This is a genomic window from Paenibacillus sp. OT2-17 (genome assembly GCF_009827695.1).
GTDB classification, from domain to species: domain Bacteria; phylum Bacillota; class Bacilli; order Paenibacillales; family Paenibacillaceae; genus Paenibacillus; species Paenibacillus polymyxa_B.
Genome location: NZ_WUDQ01000386.1, coordinates 1 through 3,596, shown reverse-complemented (window position 1 = coordinate 3,596; position 3,596 = coordinate 1). Strand labels below are relative to the sequence as shown.

At 46.7% G+C, this 3,596-nt stretch carries 3 protein-coding genes and 1 pseudogene; 2 read left to right on the top strand and 2 right to left on the bottom strand.

The genetic code is table 11. From position 1 onward, the window contains the following. Positions 1 to 652: pseudogene (locus tag GRP75_RS21720) on the top strand (sporulation integral membrane protein YlbJ); the annotation flags it as partial. A gap of 66 nt (positions 653 to 718) precedes the next feature. Beyond that, complete coding sequence (locus tag GRP75_RS21715) at positions 719 to 1,522, top strand: NAD kinase (RefSeq protein WP_013372943.1); 804 nt, start codon at positions 719 to 721, stop codon at positions 1,520 to 1,522. Between the two features lie 58 nt (positions 1,523 to 1,580). On the opposite strand, the gene GRP75_RS21710 is transcribed toward GRP75_RS21715, so the two are convergent. Further along, positions 1,581 to 2,432 (bottom strand): YutD family protein, encoded by an 852-nt coding sequence (locus tag GRP75_RS21710; RefSeq protein ID WP_160790332.1) that lies wholly within the window; start codon positions 2,430 to 2,432, stop codon positions 1,581 to 1,583. A 24-nt stretch (positions 2,433 to 2,456) separates the two neighbouring features. Further along, positions 2,457 to 3,359, bottom strand: coding sequence for a lipoyl synthase (gene lipA, locus GRP75_RS21705; protein WP_023990211.1), 903 nt, complete (start codon positions 3,357 to 3,359; stop codon positions 2,457 to 2,459). Positions 3,360 to 3,596: the final 237 nt, after the last annotated feature.

Below are 3,596 nucleotides of genomic sequence, written 5' to 3'. Positions count from 1 at the left end.
GCATACAGCTCGTTTGGAAGATGGTCGCCCATTGGGTGAGTTACTTCGTCAGGCGATTACTTCCTCCCTACGCCTTATTATTGTCGTAGGAGGGCTAGTTGTATTCTTCTGTGTCATTTTAGAAGCTTTGACGAACTCCGGTTTAATGAGCGGGCTTCATCTGCTTACGGCAAGCCTATTGACTGCATGTGGTCTTCCTCCTACGTTAACGGAGTCCATTGTGGGTGGTATTTTCGAAGTCACTTTAGGAGCGCAAGCCGCAGGTAAAGCCACGGCAGCGGCGTTACCATTCAAGGTAGCCGCAGCCGCTTTTGTTCTCTCCTGGGGCGGGCTGTCGGTTCATGCACAGGTTGCAAGTATTTTAAATATGACAAATCTCCGTTATATGCCATTTTTGTTGGCCCGGGCTGCGCACGGCATCATCTCAGCACTGCTAGCTCTCGTGTTATGGCGGCCTCTGATGGGACAGGGAAGCTCTCCAGTCTTTTCTCCGATATACGACATCGCGTGGTCTCCTGGCTTCTCGTCCGTCATGTTGTTACAAAGTCTGCTGTTTCTTGCCTTTATACTGGCTGGAATGCTTAGTCTCTCATGGTTGAGTGTGGGTACAAGTCGCTTATATGTACGTTTGAGAAGAACACACAGGCAATGAACGATTGTGTTCTTGCTCATAATTGATTATGATCGATATATACCCATGACAAAGGAGCTTTTCATCTTGAGATATTATGTTCTGGATCGCGGGGATCAGCACTCCATGGACTTGAGTCAGCAATTTCACCGTCTTGCCCAAGAAAAGAATTTCAAGCTGGATGCCGAATCGCCGGAAATCGTCGTGTCTATTGGAGGCGATGGTACGATGCTTCATGCGTTTCATACCTTCATCGACCGCATTCCGGATATTGCCTTTGTTGGTGTACATACCGGTCATCTGGGCTTTTATGCTGATTGGCGTGCGGACGAGCTGGAGGAGCTAATCCACCTGATGAGCCAAAGCGGATCTGAGGGACCGCTTAACCCGAGAATCGTTAAGTATCCACTGATTGAGTTGGAAATTCACAAGAAGTCAGGCAATGCTTCTTTTATTGCATTGAATGAGTTTACGTTAAAAGGGGTGGATGGCACTGTCGTTGCCCAAGTAGATATTAACGATATCACCTTTGAAATGTTTCGCGGTGACGGTATATGTGTTTCTACCCCCTCAGGAACGACCGCCTATAATAAAGCACTTGGCGGAGCTATGGTTCACCCCACCATTGAAGCATTGCAGTTGACTGAGATCGCTTCCATTAATAACCGTGTGTATCGAACACTGGGATCGCCATTGCTACTGCCCAAACACCATCATTGTGATATTTTTTCACGGAAAGATCAGCGTCTTTTATTGACAGTAGATCACCTCAACTTTCCTGTGGATGACTTAATCTCTGTTCGATGTCAGGTCGCAAGTCAGAAGATCAGCTTCGCTCGTTACCGTCCTTTCCCATTTTGGGATCGAGTACGCAACGCTTTTCTTAATTAGAATCTATAAAAGAGCCGACTTTGGCTCTTTTTTTACAAACAAAACGGTTCCTGAAAATTCAGGAACCGTTTTGTTGTGGAGCTGTAAATGTTTTATTCTTTTTACTACCCTCAGCTCTTTCGGCTTTAGCAGCTGGCTGGGTCTGACGCTGGCCCTCAGGTTCACGAGAGACACGAACTTGCCGTCCCTCCCGATTTTCCTTTGATTGACGCTCATAGCGTGGTCCACGCGATTCCTTTTTATCGAAACTCCCTTGCTGATTGCGCTGTCTACGTGGTTCACGGGTTTGCTGCCCTTCACCCGGATTCCGTCCATCCTTTGCTTCACGTCTTTCTCTGGATGGACGACTTTCGCGAGCTTCACGCGGCTGTCGTTCACGTACTTCCTGTGCATCCTTCGGTTCCCGACGTTGCAACTCACGTGGTTCTCGGGATTCTCGAGGTTGCTCCACTCGCGATTCCTCCGTAGCTGTGGAATCCTGCTGTGGTTGCGGCCACTCCTGTTCTCCAGCTGTATGTTGCAATACTTCTTGCTGCTCTTCGGGTTCTAACGTTCCCGCTTGTTCCCTTTGAGCATTTACCAACTGCTGAATATCTGGAGCAATGATTTCATCATTGACCCCGTTTTTATTAACCACTTCACGACTTTTTTGCAACACAAAATAGGCACAGCCAAAATTGCAGTATTCATTAATGTAATCGTCCAGTATCACTATAGATGTATCCTTATTTGCTTTGGGATGACCGTCTCGATAAAAGCCCTTCAGACGTAGCTGATTGTAACCCCAATCACCAATAATGTAATCATAGCGATCCAGCACTTCACTATACCGATCCCGAAACGCTTCGGGATTCCACCCGTTCTTGTGATCCTGCAACAATTCATAGTTTTTACCACCGATTTGAAACAAGCTATTCTGACCGCCTTTCCCGGATCAAGCCTGCGAAAGGGCGCCTTCTTCCTTATGCTGAGCGGCTGACTTCACCTGCTCATGCGCTTGGTAGGAGCTGCGGACCAACGGTCCGGATTCGACGTGGCTGAATCCCCGCTGTAATCCCTCTTCCTTTAACTTCGCAAAATCTTCCGGTGGATAATATTTTTGCACATATAAATGTTTCTCGGACGGCTGCAAATATTGACCAATTGTCATAATGTCACAATCGACTTTGCGCAGATCATCCATGGTTTGTAAGATCTCGTCCCACTCTTCCCCGACACCTAGCATGATGCTTGATTTCGTTGGAATAGCCGGATTTAATTGCTTCGCACGTTGAAGCAGCTCCAGAGAGCGACGGTATTTCGCTTTAGCCCGAACTTTGTCGGACATTCGCTCCACCGTTTCAATATTATGATTCAGAATATCTGGCTTGGCATCCATGACGATTCGTAGCGATTCAATATCGCCCATAAAATCGGGAATCAATACTTCTACACTGCAAAAAGGTAACCGGCGGCGAATCGCACGAACCGTTTCTGCAAATATAGTAGCACCCCCATCTTTCAAATCGTCGCGAGCCACACTGGTTACGACACAGTGCTTCAAATTCATGTTTTCAGCCGCTTCAGCGACGCGTTCAGGCTCCTGCAAGTCCAGTTCCGTAGGCATTCCCGTATTTACTGCGCAAAAACGACACGCACGCGTACAAGTATCACCCAAAATCATAAATGTAGCTGTCCTATTGGCCCAGCATTCATATATATTAGGGCATCGTGCCTCCTCACATACGGTATGTAATGTCTTGGAACGCATCATGCTCTTGATTTCCTGATAGTTATCGCCTGTCGTAAGTTTAATACGAATCCAGTCGGGCTTAGCTTCCTTCACTTTTCTAGACAATGGCATAGACCTTCTTTCTGATAAGCTTAAGCTGTCATTGCCATACATTATAACATGAAAGCCATGGAAAAACCTCCATTCATTGTTCCCTTTTTGATATGACATTGATGCCGGAAAAAGTAAACTCTTTACATGGATAAAAGCGGCGGATATGGCTCAATCTAAACAAAAGCACCCTATTCACGCTATTGAATACGGGGCCTAGAATTTACCGGGCGATTAAGCCCTTCTATAGGA